Source organism: Erythrobacter sp. JB1-7 (assembly GCF_057365015.1).
In genome coordinates this window covers 2,383,154-2,396,650 of sequence record NZ_CP200291.1, presented here as the reverse complement: position 1 = coordinate 2,396,650, position 13,497 = coordinate 2,383,154, and the positions used below count along the sequence as shown (strand labels likewise).

Here is a 13,497-nt window from a genome sequence, read left to right as displayed (position 1 = left end):
GAGACTGGAGCGGCTCATTTCGCGTCCCCCTTCTCAAAAGTGTTGCCCATGGTGTTCGCCCGGTGATCTCCGCTGAAATTTAATTCTTCAAGGATCAGATCAGCGGTGCCAGCGAAAGCATTGCCCGTTATGGATGTTTTCGGCGTGCCAACAGTGTGAACCACACGAAACGGAGCAGAGCCGCGCACCATATTGTCCGTAAGCGCCGCGATCTGAACGCCGTGGAGGTTAACCGAGCCGCCAGAACCATTCGTCGCGGCCAGCCCAACTTCGTGAAGCGAATTCTGCGCAAAAGTGACGTTTGGCCCGAAAGTGCTCTCATCGCGGCCGCCGCGATAAATGTCCGCGATAGGCCCGCCAACGCGCGCAAAGTCATTCTCAGTTATCTCGAGATATTCGACATTGTATTGTCCGTAATCATCCGTTTCTGCTGCGGCGGAAACGATTGTGCCGGTGATGTCGGAAAAGCTGCTGCGCCTTATTAAAACGCGATCAGCTAAAGTGTTCTTGCCCAAAGTGAGCACATTGAACGACTTGTTGACGGTAAGATTGCGAACAGCCACCTGATCCAGCGCAATCCGCATATTGGATTGGATCGGAAAGATAGTGGTCCTTATGACCGAATTGCCCACCGAATCCGGTGCAAGCGATCCGTCGATTGCTACACTTTCAAGAGAAAGCTCTCCGCCTTCGCGCAGCTCAAATAGCGATGGGCGAGTGAACAGGACTGAGGTTTCCCCAGACCCAGCGCCCTTGATCGCGATAGCGGCAGAAACCGGAATAGAGCGATCAACGATGTATTTGCCGGCGCTGAGCATCAGAACATCGCCATCTTGCGCCGCGATCACAGCGTCAGCAAGCGCGTCATGCCCGGGCGCCACTTCGATTGTCCGGCCCGATGAGCCAAACGCGATGCGCTCGGCGGGCTTGGGATACCAACTTACTCCAACCTGACTTAATGCCACCACAGGCAGATCGCGCGCAGCACCGACATGGGCAAGCGCTGGATCGGTAGGGTAAAGCAAGCCGTTGGCCGCCCGCTCCATCGCGGCAGGCGCCTGCGTTAATGCGCCAAGCTTTTCCGTAACGCCGCCTTGGCTGACACGGTTGCCGCTGAACTTAATGCCGGACACATCACCGTAAGCTTCAATGAAGGAAGCACCTTCGAGCCCGCTCATCAGATTGTTTTTGAATGTGCTGCCATTGGGTGCTGCGGAACGCTCTTCGTCTGCGCCAACATTGAATGCGACCCGGCGGCTGTCGACAATGGTGTTGTTTTCAATGCGCGCATTGGCCACCTCGACATAGCGATTGACGGGCGAATTGGGCACGCCGTTCATGATCGCGAGCGCGCTGGAGAATGCTTCACCGCGCAGGCCCTCCATGTAATTGCCGAGCACATGCTGGCCGCGATTGATGACGCGGATACCGCCTGTGTAATCCTCTCCGCCGCCAAAAAAGACATTGCTTTCGACCACGTTATTGTCGCCGTGACGCAGAGTCAGCGTGCCGCGCGCTTTCAGGAAAACATTGCCGCGAAAGACATTCCCGCCGGATTTTGACGATATAATCTCAACCTCGCCGCCGGTTCGGTCGAATATATTATAGGCAACCAGCGAGTTGGAATTGAACATCGAATATCGGCTGGTACCGATGCGCAGGGTTTCGCCGCCATTTGACCCAAGCACCGCGCGCGGACCGAAATAATTGTAAGCAATCTGGTGATCGTTTTCGCGGCTTTCTTCTGAATCGAGCCGAACGGCCAGCGTCACGCCCTTATTGGTTTTTCCCGACAAATGATTGTAATCAAATCGGTTGCGGTTGCCATAAATACCAACCCAATAATCGCTCTCATACCGATCAGGTTTGCTAAAGCCATCGACTACGACTTGCGTGACGCGGCTATTGCTGGCCTGATTTTCTTTGGAAACGCGAAAGGCAATCACTTCCCCGCGCGGGCTGTAACCATCGCGAAACACCAGCCCAGAGACCACGATGTATTCGCCGCCGATGCGTAGGCTGGATTGACCTGTAAGGATCGTTTCGCCTGGATTTTGCGCCATGACAGTGATCGGCGCATCCGCACGCCCTTCACCCGTAATCACAAGCTCGAAATCGTCCCATTCGCCGGGAGCAAGCACAATCGTATCACCCGCTGTGACACGGGCAGCAGCAGCTTCGTATTCGGATTGGTTGGAAACCAGAACGCGTTCGGCCAATGCTGAGCTTGAAGCCGCGCACACTATCGCCGACACAAGGCCGAACCTCGCTACCATCCCCTCAGTCCTCTCCACATTCCGATTACAAGGATTATACGGCGAGTCGATTGATTGTCAATCAATCTGGCATGTTCTAATTATATAATTTGTAATACCAATCGGTCTAACCGATTTTGGCAGAGGCCAGAAAGCGTTCGCGACTTTCGGTTGCCTGCTGCTGCACTTGCTCCAGCGCCTTGCGCTCGGTCGCCTCAAGCATGTTTTCCAGCAAACGGTGGAAATGCTCCCGCATTGCCGCGCGCGCGCCAGCAGGATCGCGCGCTTTCAAGGCATCAAACACAGCCCGGTGTTCCGCCGTGCGCGTTTCCGCATCATGAACGCAAACAGCCTGATAGGTGGCCTTTACGTCAGGGATATCTTCGCGCATCCGCCACATTGATTTGATCATATGGACCATTGCTGCATTGTTGGAAGCCTCGGCAATGGTGGCATGAAATTTCTCATCAGCCTCATCCGCCTGTTCCGGCGTCCCGATACGCATTATCTCAACCAGTTTTTCAAGCTTCAGAACCGCATCATCAGATATGTTGTGCGCAGCAAGAGCAGCTGCTTCGGACTCGACCAGCAAGCGAGCTTCGGTCACTTCAAATGCGCTCGCATTGGGAAGCGCCTCACCCACTAAGGGCTTGCTATCGCTTACATAAACGCCTGACCCAGTCTTAATTTCCAGACGTCCGATAGCCTGCAATGCAATTTCAGCCTCGCGGATTGTCACCCGGCTTACGCCCAGCTTTTCAGCGAGCTCCCGCTCACCCGGCAACCTCGTGCCAGGCGGGTAGGCACCTTCATCGATCAACTGGGCAATCTGCTCAGCCACTGATTGAAAAAGTCGCTTGCTACTCATCTGCAAAAAGGCTCCAGCTTAAGGTAATCGTAAGGCCTATACCAATTTTCCTAGACAATTGAACTGTTCAATCTGTGGTAAGGCCAGCCGCTGATTGCGCACCAAAAATGGGCAATAGCGGCTGGCGATACTTTTAACGATTGAACCTTAGAAACGCACCGTCGCGCCGAATGTGATCCGGCGATCAGGCAATCCTTGGAAGCACAGCAGCGCCCCGTCATTAACGCAGAATTGCTCAATCCGGGATTTCGTCAGGTTCACACCTTCAACGCCAAGGGCGATATTGTCGGTGAGCTCATAAACGATCGAACCGTTCAACTGACCGCGAGCGGAAGTCACAGTCGGAAAGCCCAGCGTCGAATTGAGCGAAGCACCAGCCGCCGTGTCAAGCGTGCGGAACGCATCGCGCCAAGTGTAACGTGCACGCGCCGACAATCCGTATTTCTCGTAATACAACGTCAGGTTGTAAGCGTTTTCTGAGAAATCGAGCAGCCCTTGGACCGCCTCAACTGGATCAGGAACGCTAGCATTGATCGCTTCAAAGATGTCCTGACCGCGGCCCGAAGCAGTCTGTGTCGCCTCGCCGCCGCTGAAGTCCTGATAGGTGTAGTTTGCAATGACACCAAAGCCCGATGCAAAACCCAGCGTGTCTTCAAATTGCGACAGGTCATACTGGAACGCGATCTCAATACCCGTTTGCGATGTGGTCGCGGTATCGTTCACGATTGTTTGCAGCGGTACACACAGGCCGTTGCCCGGTGTTGGCGACAGAACGTTACGGTCTGGCACGGGGTTGAAGATACCGCCGCCCTCACATGGATCCGTAATGTCGCGGAAGCCGTTGGCATCCTCAACAGCATCTTCGAGCTGAGTGACAAACAGGTTCGTGCGATCCTTGTGGAAGAAGCCAATGCTCAGCAGCGATGACGGCGCAAAGTACCACGAAAGCGAGGCATCGTAAGACCGCACCGTTTCTGGCGCAAGATTGGGGTTGCCCAGCGACACAGCGTTGTTTGGCCCCGTCGGGAACGACACAGACAGCGACAGATCGTCGAAGTCAGGACGATTGATATCTTCGGTGTAGCTGGCCCGGAAAAGCAGATTGTCGGTAACATCTGCGATCAGGTTTATACGCGGCAGGAACTCGCTGTAGCCGCCGCTCGAAGTCAGCGGTGAGGCGACCCCATTGGCGACTGCATTGCCGAATGAATCGATGCTTGTATCAACCCAGCGCGCACCGATATTGCCGCGGATTGGGCCGGTTTCGAAATTGACCTGACCGTACAAAGCATGGGTTTGCTCCTCAACGCGGAATGACGCGCTCAGATTGCCCGATGCATTTGGATCAAGATCATTTAGCAAACGGCCACCGCCAGCAATCGCTGCCATGCCGCCCGGCGTTGCGTCCAATGCGGCCTGCAACTGCGCAAACACTTCGTCGCGGTTGGAGAAAGCCTGATTTGGATCGATCACGACGAAGTTACGGAACGCAAGTTCGCGGCCATCAAAAGCACCAAAATTGTCTGGCCCTTGAACAATCAGACCGCCCAGATCAGCACCGCTGGGGCTGTTCGCAATTGCGCCTGTACCAAAGGTGGAGCGCAGCTGATTAAATTCAGTTGAGCTGTCATTGTAGCGGTAACCGACATCAACAGATGTGATGAAACCAAAGGTATCTTCCAGATCAAGCGAGGTGTCGATCCGGAAAGCGTCTTCTTTGTTCTCAGTGGTGTTGTTACTGTTCGTCACCGCATCCAGCACCGTGTTCGCCGGGTTAAGCAAATCGGCAACGGTGGGTGCAAAAGGCGAATCGAAATCAACACCGAAAGTAAGCGAGCCGCCCGTCAGATCATAAATAAAAGGCACGCTGTTATCATTGCTGGACCCATCCAGCGGAGTGAGCGGGTTCGGGTTGATAAAGTTGAGCGTGGTGCTGAGGTTCGGGTTGGATGTATCCGAAGTAGAACGCGACAACTCAACGCGAGTGGTTAGCTTTCCTGTCTCGAACTCGGTGCCCAAACGATAGACTTCGCTAGTGGTTAGCCGCGCGCCAGTATCGCTGGAAAAGCGGAGGTTTGGATCATCATCATCCTGAGCAAGGTTGGGCTGAATCGTCCCGGTTAGCGCCGCTTCGATGCTACCCAATGCCAACCCATCAAGCGAGCCAAAATTGACGGTTTCAAACGTATCAGGAACATTGACCCGGTCGACCGCGCTGACGCCTGAACCCTGAATGCGTGAGCTGTCCTGACGACGCTCTTGGTCGTTGTAGATCACATCGAGGAAGAACATCAGGCTGTCGCTGGGTGCCCACTCCAAAGACCCTGCAAGGTTGATGGTATCGTATTCGAAATTCTCCCGCTCCTGGTTGAGGAACTGGATATTTAGAAACGGATTGGCAGGGCCCGGGAGACCAGCTGCCGTCACTGAATCGTTGGCGTTAATCAGGTTATCGCGGTCAACACGCGGGCGGAAACTGGTTGCCTCTTGCTCGGTGTAGCTGCCGCTGACCACAAGACCAATTTCGCCGCCGCCAGTTTGCCAAACATTGCCGAAACTGGCTGAAATGCGCGGCTTCACGCTTTCAGACAGCTCGCTATACTCACCCTGCACACGCACAGCGATAATGGGGTCAGTGATATCAAGCGGGCGAATAGTGCGAAGATTAACGGTACCGCCGACCGATCCCTCAAGTGTGGCGGCAGTTGGAGCCTTGATAACTTCTACTGAACCAATGATGGCAGGGTTAATGTCTTCAAAGCTGATGCCGCCGCGACCCGTGCCAGCCGAAACGGTTTTAACGCCATTGATAAGCACTTGGTTGTCATTCGTACCACGGATTTGAACCCCAGTACCAACGCCAGCGGTTCTGGTGATCTGCACGCCTGTGACGTTCTCAAGCACCTCGGCAAGGTTCTGGTCAGGCAACTTACCAATGTCTTCTGCCTGAATAACTTCAATCAGGCTGTCTGCGTTACGCTGTTCGTTCAGAGCGCTTTGCAAAGAACTGCGAATGCCGGTGACGATGATCGTATTGTCTTCATCGCTGCCATCAACAGAAGCGCCCGATTGCTCATCCTGAGCAAATGCCGCGCCCGGTATCAGGGCAATGGCTGAACCAACCAACATTCCAGTGATAATACGGTGTTTGCGCGAATACCCCCGCGACGGCGTAAGCCGATTGCCCATCATTCCTCTCCCATGTGATTCTGTAATTATTGCTTGATGGGATAGATTGGCATTATTTTTTGTCAACCTAATTTGTAGACCTATCGAGATAATTCTGTAATACCAATTTGGCATGCGAAGTCGGGGTTGTGGCTTTTGAGCCCCATGATGCTCTCAGAAAAATGAGGGTGCTGTCAGACTAAAGCGAACTCGCCTGGAATGGGCCACCGATAGCAAAGGCGAGCCAGGACCATGCAGCGTAATTTTGCCAAGCGGTAAGCCCAACTGAACGGCGGATCTTGTAGGTTTGTCGATCCATAAGCCGGCGCAGAGAGTCGAAGTGGTTGTGGGCGCTGGCGTAAATTGAACCGAATTTTTGTAGCTATTTCATCCGGCGGAAACGCGGCATTACGTTTTCTATTCTTTAGAACGGAAAATGCGAGTTTTGGTCCGATTATTAAACTATTGGCCCATGATCCTGAAACTAATTTTCCCAGTTCGCGCATCGCTGCTGGATAAAAATTCAGACCGCTGGTCACGATCTTCTCAACCTTACCGCGCCACTTCAGCGGTTTGCGAAAGAACTTCAGAGCTGCTTTTTGGCGGGCTTTTTTGGTGACATAACGCTCAAGAACTTCACCCTCGTCGTCGACCGCTCACCAAAAATTTCGCGTATCACCGCTCATTTAAACGAACATCTCATCGAGGTGCCAGCGCCAGTTACGAAGCCGCGCGCCCGGCTCATCCGCTGCCGTTCGATGTCAGCAGCGGACATCGGGCTGAAAAGTTCCGCCACATTCGAGGAGTTTAGTGACAAATGTCGATCCCGCGTTCGAACAAAATCTCGTCAACATTCCGCAAGCTCGGTGGGAAGCTGTCTTACATCATAACAACCACGCGAAGGACGTTAACTATGAGTTAGAACGGCGAAATAGACTAGAAGGCTTTGCTCTCGACTTGCGGCGCATCGACGCGCGATGACACGCGAAGTCAGAAATGCCTGATAAGCCCGACAAGACCGCCCAGAACTATCGATGCTGCGACAGACATCAATCGCGGCTTTCAAAACCGTGTTTGCCTTAGGATCAAAACAAAGAACATCGTCAAAGGTGGCCTTTCACACCCTCTTTGGCTAATGCGAGAAACGCTTTGACGGCCGGAGAAGAACCCCGAAATGACGGGGTCAGTGCGCTGATTTTTGTCTTGGGCAACTGCCAATCCGGTAAAAGTTCGACAAGGTCCCCTGCGCGTAACTCCGACTGGACGGCAAATCTCGGTAATTGCGCTACTCCCAAATGTTGCAGAGCAGCATTCAGGATTGGACTGACGTCGTTGCAGGCAAATCTGGGGGTCAGATCAGCGACCATTTCGTCTGACGCTTTTGCGAAAGTGACACGAGTTGGATCAAGCGATCCTGAAAACAGAAACAAGGGATGAGCGCCAAGATCACCTGGGGCGCGAATGGGCGGTGCAGCTAGCATGTAGTCTGGCGTAGCAAAAAACGCTGTTGTCGCCTGACCAAGCGGGGTCAAAGCAAGACCTGAGTCACTCAATTCACCGACTCTTATCGCGATATCATACCCTTCTTCTATGAGGTCGACACGCCGCGCGGTTGCCTCAAGCCTGATGCGCACCTCGGGATAGGTTGAGATGTATTGCGGCAAGATCTCGCCTATTAGGCATTGGCCAACTATCACCGGGCAGGTCAAACGCAGTGTTCCTGTGGGGCTTGAATTCATTTCTTCGAGGGCCGTTGCGACAGCCTCTGCCTGTTCCAGCATTTGCTTCGCATGTTGGTAAACGCGTTGTCCCGCGTCTGTCAGCACTACGCTGCGGGTGGTGCGATTGAACAGACGCACCCCAACACGGTCTTCCAATGCAGCGATCCGGCGACTTACCGTGGGTTGAGGTGTTTTGGTGAGCCGTGCAGCGGCGCTGAATCCGCCGCTGTCTTTGACCCGTACAAGCAAAGCGAGATCTGGCAATGAAGCGTCTATTAATTCATGCATGGATAAATGATATCCGAATTCGCCGACTAATGCTAGTTTTGGTTTTCTCATAGTTTGCTCTCAACGCACACCAAAGCTGGAGAGAGACAGTGACTACCCTATACGCATGGAACACACCCAACGGCCAAAAGCCGGCAATTCTGCTGGAAGAACTCGGTCTCCCCTACGACTTGGTGCCAATTGACATCGAACATGGAGAGCAGAGCACAAGCGCGTTTCTGAAAGTTAGCCCGAACGCCAAAATACCTGCACTTGAAGACGGTGATCTGACATTTTTTGAATCAGGCGCTATTCTGCTGCACCTCGCTGAAAAGCACGGCTCATTTCTGCCAAAGACAGGACAAGCTAGGGCTGACACCTTGGCGTGGTCGTTCTGGCAGGTCGGCGGGCTGGGGCCGATGATTGGTCAATGGGGGCACTTCCAAGCGGCTGACGAACAGCTACCCTATGCAATCGAACGTTATCTGGCCGAGACAATCCGTCTTTTCACGGTTCTCGAACAACGACTCGCTGTCAGCGCCTATCTAGGCGGTGGTGACTACACCATTGCCGACATGATGACCTTTCCTTGGGCACGGGGGGGCTAATCTATTTGGATCGCTCCGCGCCAGAACGCCTTCCCGATATGCCTCACACGCGGGCTTGGGTCGCAGCTCTTGAACAACGGCCCGCTATTCAGCGAGCGTTCGCCAAGCTGGATGAAATCGCTCGCCCACACGCAGCATAGGGAGAGTTTCGATGAATCGTCGTGCAGTCCTCACATCGGCAATCGCTGCTGCAGCTCTCGCATTTAGCAAACCGGAGGGCCTTATGCCCAGTACACCAAAACGTCGCGTTCTTTGGGCGGCCAATGTTCGAAACAAGTCGCTAGACGACCGGATCCTCGCTGCAATTGAGGGCGGCTTCGACACTATGTCAGTCTTTCCGATCGATTTCAAAACCTGGCGCGACCAAGGTCTGAGCAATGCGAACATCCGCAAGCGGTACGACGATGCGGGAATCCATGCAGCCATTGTCGACCCCTTTGTTCAATGGGTCCCCAATTTTGCCATCCCGAAGGGCTTTCCCGAAGAAAACATCGCCTTTCTTGATCATACAGAAGATGAGATATTCGAGATGGTTGACGTGCTAGGGGCAACGCAAATCAATGTCGTCGAAGGCCTGGGCGTGGAGTACGAACGCTCGGCCCTGATCGACGCCTTGGGACGCTTTGCAGACCGGGCAAACCAACGTGGGTTGCGCCTTGGGTTTGAGCCGATGCCGGTGTCTTCCATTCAAACTCTGGCCAAAGGGTGGGATCTCGTTCGGGCCGTCAATCGCGACAATCTTGGGCTGACCTTCGACACATGGCACTTTTGGCGATCAGACCCGGATCACGACCTTCTGCGAACAATCCCCGGCCACAAGATCTTCGACGTCCAGTTGGTTGATGCGAAATCGGAACAAAAAGGCGATCTTTACAACGACCTTTTGCGCCATCGCCTCCTTCCCGGGGACGGGGACTTCGATCTGAAAACCACGGTCCGGATACTCAAAGAAATCGGCGGGTTCAATTCGGTTGGTCCAGAGCTGTTCTCGGACGCGATGGACGCACTGCCGGCACGGGACGTCGGGCAGATCACCGGCCAGAACCTGTCCGACTGGTCCTAGACTATTCTCAATTCAACCAAAGGAAACAAAACCATGAAAACCCTTGTGCAATTCGCTGCAATTCTTGCTCTATCCGCTTCTGCCGCACTCGCTAACGCGCAAGTCCCAGAAGGCTTCGAAAGCGCCCGCACAACCACCTCCAACGTAAACTTACACTATGTGCGTGACGGCGGGCCCGGTGAAACTGTTATTCTCTTGCACGGCTGGCCCCAAACCTGGGCGTCATGGGTCGAAGTCATGCCGTTGCTCGCTGCTGACTATGACGTCATTGCAGTTGATCTGCGCGGCGTAGGCGCATCCGACAAGCCGGAAGACGGTTATGACAAAGCGACTATGGCAGGCGACATCAAGGCGCTGATGGATGAACTCGGCATCAGCAGCGCCAACATCGTGGGCCACGATGTCGGGGGCATGACGGCATTCGCGTTCGCCAGCCAATTCCCAGAGGCGGCTGACACAGTAACGATAATCGACGTGCCAATCCCGGGCACGCCTACATTCGCTGCGATCTCTGTTGATCCGCGCGCATGGCATTTTGCCTTTAACGCAGCACCGGATAACGTGCCGGAGGTGCTGACAGCAGGGCAAGAGGATTTTTATTACGGCGAGTTCATGAAGAAATTCGATGCCGGCGCTGGCGGCATTACTGATGTCGAGATCGCAATCACAGTGGATGCATACAGCGATCCCAAGACGGCAAAAGCGGGCTTTAATTGGTACCGTGCCTTCGCGCAGGACGTAAAAGACAACAAAGCGTTCATGGAAACACGGCTGGAAATGCCAGTTCTCGGCCTGAACGCCGGCCGCCTCGCACCGGTGCCTTATGTGCGAGACATGCTGACACCGTTGGCAACAACCGTCGAGGGTCAGGCATTCGACAGCGGCCATTGGATCCCAGAGACCCGTCCAGAAGAGTTGAGCACCGTCTTGAGAGACTTCTTTGAGCGCTACTGACTCAATTGAGCGGTATCACAGAGAACGTCACGAATACCTGTGAACTAACTGAAGGCGGAAAAGACTGCGCCATAGCCCTTCGCCCTATTACCGGCGAAGGGCACCCTACTATGCTTTACGAGAGGGCTGCGAGAATCTTCAAACACTGCCGTTCTATCGTGCTTTTAAGCGGCACTCCTTTGACCGCGGGAGAGGCTTGCAGGTCCGACAATCCGTGAAGGGCAGTCCATGCAAAGAACTGATCCTGAGGGCTTGGTGGGGCAATGATCTGAAAAAGCGCCATTTCATCCAGGCTCTTGGCGAGCCAGTCATAGGTAGAAGGTCGGTCCATATTCGGGCTTGGGATCAGGCCTAAGGGGCCGAACATCAGCCTCCATAACTCTGTCCTGTCGCGCGCGAATGCAACGTAGGTGTTTGCCAGCGTCACAAACCTTGCGCGCGCCTCCGCTACGTCCCGCGCCTCGCTTTCAAAGGGGACGGCGTGTTCAAAGGCGCCTGCCAAAGCGTCGAATCCTTGTGCCGCGACGGCGGCCATTAGGGCGTCCTTATCAGGAAAATGGCGATAGGCAGCCCCCGGTGACACGCCCAAATCACGGGCGGCCTTGCGCACGGACAGCTGGGCTAACGTCCCATGATCAGCCGCAGAAAGGGTATATTCCACAAGTGCTTGCTTAAGGTTTCCGTGGTGATGCGCGTTATCGGGCTTTGCCAGTGTCATGAGGGAATTGTAATCAGTGTTTACATTGCGCGCAAGCGACGATATGTAATCATTGATTACTTTTGGAGAGCACGATGAAACCAATGACAAGAGTTGACGCGACAGCGGCTGTTTCCTGCACCGTTTCGACCGCTTTGGGGCAGCTTCATGTTTTGGATACAGGCGCGGGTTATGAGGCAATTGTCCTTTGGCCGTCGATTTTCACCGACCATCGGATCTATAGCGATCTTGTCGCGCAACTTGGCGGGTCTTATCGGTTCTTGTTGATCGACGGCCCCGCCCATGGGCAAAGCGGCGGCGGCGAGGCCGAGTTTACCATGGACGCCTGCGCAAAGGCGGTGGCAGAGATCATGGATTACTTCGATCTGAACCGTGGCATCGTGGGCGGAACGTCTTGGGGCGGGATGGCCGCTGCACAACTGGCGCTCGCGCATCCTGACCGAGTTAAAGCCCTGATATTGATGAACACACCCATGGAGATTGGCGCGACCCGCCCTGGCCTTCAGGCTCGCTTCATCGCCAGCGGTGCCCGTTGGATTTTGCCATCAAATACCTTTCGCAACGGCGTCGCCAACAGCTTCTTCACTTCTGAGGTTCTGGCAGCGAACCAGCACTACGCGCGCGCCTTTCACGACATGCTCAAGACGGCAGACCCTAAGCGAATGTCAGCCGCAATCCGCTCTGTTCTTTTGCGCGGATCGCCGTTGTTGCCGCGCATAGCTGACCTGTCTTGCCCCACGCTTGTAATCGCCGGAAAAGAAGACGTGATGTATCCGATCGCAGTGCAGGCAGAAGCCGCGTTACTTATCCCACACGGCCACTTCGCGCCGGTGGGCGGCAAACATATCTCGGTCGTGGAACGGCCAAACGAAGTCGCGAAACACGTTGATGAATTCATCACAAGGGAGGTGGCCCAATGACCTTCCTTATCCTTGGCGCGACGGGATTGCAGGGCGGAGCTGTTGCGCATGAGATGCTGAGGCGCGGTCACGCAATCCGTATCCTGACCCGACGGGCCTCGTCTGACAAAGCACAAGCGCTTGCCAGAATGGGTGCGCAGGTCGTCCAAGGGGATCTGTCAAAACCTGACACATTGTTTCCTGCGTTCGACGGTATCGAGGCCGTATTCTCAGTTCAGGATTTCTATGCGCCAGAGGCGGGGCTCGTGGGCGAGCTGGAACAAGGAAGGGCAGTCATTGCAGCCGCACAGGCGTCTGGCGTTCGCCATATTGTACAGTCCAGCATGGGCGATGGTCACGAACCTGGCGGTCCTGAGCATTTCATTTCGAAGGCATTGCTGGAGCGAGACATCAAACGCAGCCCCCTCGACTGGACGCTTCTCGGCACTGTCTGGTTCATGGACAACTTGATGAACCCTAACATGAAACCCCAACTGTTGTTTCCGATTTTGGCAGGATCTCTAAAGGCCGAGACGAAATTCCAAATGCTGGCAATCAGCGATCTAGCGTGGATAGCTGCAGAGGCCTTGACCAAACCGGACAGCTTTGCAGGTCGCAAAATCAACCTGGCTGGTGATGTTATGACGGTGGACGATATGAAACGTGCATACCGCAAAGTAACCGGCACACGCCCCAAAGGCTGGCGCCTTCCGGCCGCACTGTTTCGCAGATTGGCGCCTGAGTTCGCAGAGCAACTCAGCTGGCATAACCGGATCAACTTTGCCTTCGGCTATGAGAGCTTACGCGCGTTAAAACCAAACGCCATCACCTTCCACGACTTCGTTCAAAGTCGTCGCATCAAAGGGATGTAGCGCGATCCTGATGACGCTAGTGATAACGAAAACCAGTCTTTGTTTGGGCGTGCAACGACAGCGCTATTTGTCCATAGTAAACCCTCGAAAGCACACGGCTAATG

10 protein-coding genes and 1 pseudogene are annotated in these 13,497 nt (G+C 54.4%); 5 read left to right on the top strand and 6 right to left on the bottom strand.

The genetic code is table 11. The annotated features are described in order from the left end of the window. Positions 1–14 precede the first annotated feature (14 nt). The 5 genes and pseudogenes from AC0V6W_RS11705 to AC0V6W_RS11685 form a co-directional block, all read right to left on the bottom strand. Positions 15–2,276, bottom strand: coding sequence for a polysaccharide lyase 6 family protein (locus tag AC0V6W_RS11705; RefSeq protein ID WP_486150193.1), 2,262 nt, complete (start codon positions 2,274–2,276; stop codon positions 15–17). A 106-nt stretch (positions 2,277–2,382) separates the two neighbouring features. Continuing rightward, on the bottom strand, positions 2,383–3,096 hold the full coding sequence (locus tag AC0V6W_RS11700) for a FadR/GntR family transcriptional regulator (protein ID WP_486150192.1): 714 nt from the start codon (positions 3,094–3,096) through the stop codon (positions 2,383–2,385). Positions 3,097–3,270: 174 nt separating this feature from the next. Then, positions 3,271–6,315, bottom strand: coding sequence for a TonB-dependent receptor (locus AC0V6W_RS11695; protein ID WP_486150190.1), 3,045 nt, complete (start codon positions 6,313–6,315; stop codon positions 3,271–3,273). Positions 6,316–6,485: 170 nt separating this feature from the next. Further along, a pseudogene (locus AC0V6W_RS11690) lies at positions 6,486–6,935 on the bottom strand (DDE-type integrase/transposase/recombinase); the annotation flags it as partial. Between the two features lie 459 nt (positions 6,936–7,394). Then, a complete protein-coding gene (locus AC0V6W_RS11685; RefSeq protein ID WP_486150189.1) occupies positions 7,395–8,351 on the bottom strand; it encodes a LysR family transcriptional regulator in 957 nt (318 codons plus the stop codon). Positions 8,352–8,389: 38 nt separating this feature from the next. On the opposite strand from AC0V6W_RS11685, the gene AC0V6W_RS11680 reads away from it, so the two are divergent. The 3 genes from AC0V6W_RS11680 to AC0V6W_RS11670 all read left to right on the top strand — a co-directional run bounded on the left by AC0V6W_RS11680 (position 8,390) and on the right by AC0V6W_RS11670 (position 10,904). Beyond that, positions 8,390–8,887 carry a glutathione S-transferase N-terminal domain-containing protein gene (locus AC0V6W_RS11680; RefSeq protein WP_486150188.1) on the top strand — a complete coding sequence of 166 codons (498 nt, stop codon included), beginning with the start codon at positions 8,390–8,392 and terminating at the stop codon, positions 8,885–8,887. 151 nt (positions 8,888–9,038) lie between these two features. Beyond that, positions 9,039–9,950 carry a sugar phosphate isomerase/epimerase family protein gene (locus AC0V6W_RS11675; protein ID WP_486150186.1) on the top strand — a complete coding sequence of 304 codons (912 nt, stop codon included), beginning with the start codon at positions 9,039–9,041 and terminating at the stop codon, positions 9,948–9,950. Positions 9,951–9,983: 33 nt separating this feature from the next. After that, entirely contained in the window at positions 9,984–10,904 is a 921-nt protein-coding gene (locus AC0V6W_RS11670) for an alpha/beta fold hydrolase (protein WP_486150184.1), read from the top strand. Between the two features lie 115 nt (positions 10,905–11,019). Here the strand turns inward: AC0V6W_RS11670 and AC0V6W_RS11665 are convergent, their stop codons facing one another. Then, complete coding sequence (locus tag AC0V6W_RS11665) at positions 11,020–11,622, bottom strand: TetR/AcrR family transcriptional regulator (RefSeq protein WP_486150182.1); 603 nt, start codon at positions 11,620–11,622, stop codon at positions 11,020–11,022. Positions 11,623–11,684: 62 nt separating this feature from the next. On the opposite strand from AC0V6W_RS11665, the gene AC0V6W_RS11660 reads away from it, so the two are divergent. Together AC0V6W_RS11660 and AC0V6W_RS11655 are read left to right on the top strand one after the other, a co-directional pair. After that, positions 11,685–12,542: an alpha/beta fold hydrolase gene (locus AC0V6W_RS11660; RefSeq protein WP_486150180.1), complete on the top strand. Its 858-nt coding sequence runs from the start codon at positions 11,685–11,687 to the stop codon at positions 12,540–12,542. Continuing rightward, positions 12,539–13,393: an NmrA/HSCARG family protein gene (locus AC0V6W_RS11655; protein WP_486150178.1), complete on the top strand. Its 855-nt coding sequence runs from the start codon at positions 12,539–12,541 to the stop codon at positions 13,391–13,393. Before AC0V6W_RS11660 ends, AC0V6W_RS11655 begins: the two co-directional genes overlap by 4 nt. The last annotated feature ends 104 nt before the right edge of the window (positions 13,394–13,497 follow it).